Here is a 229-nt window from a genome sequence, read left to right on the forward strand (position 1 = left end):
GTTACGTTAGAACAGTTTCGATATTTAACGACACAATAAACGCATCCTCCGTTATGTTATTAATAAAACTATGTCAAACCGGGGATGGTCGCCATCTTTGGTGACAACGGCAGTGGCAAAAGTACGCTGGCACAGCTGATGGCGGGCTGGTATCATTTTTTTATAAATGTTTAGATTTCATTCTAGTTTAGGTTTTTTGTTTGGAGTTTTGTGGTTTTCTCTTTTTATG

The 229-nt window shown here is 38.0% G+C and carries 1 protein-coding gene; it reads left to right on the plus strand.

The window, feature by feature from the left end; translation table 11 throughout:
- The first annotated feature begins 84 nt into the window (after nt 1-84).
- A complete protein-coding gene (locus CF394_RS16235; protein ID WP_369333184.1) occupies nt 85-174 on the plus strand; it encodes an ATP-binding cassette domain-containing protein in 90 nt (29 codons plus the stop codon).
- The last annotated feature ends 55 nt before the right edge of the window (nt 175-229 follow it).

Source organism: Tetzosporium hominis (assembly GCF_002265435.1).
In the GTDB taxonomy this organism is placed as follows: Bacteria; Bacillota; Bacilli; order Bacillales_A; family Planococcaceae; genus Chryseomicrobium; species Chryseomicrobium hominis.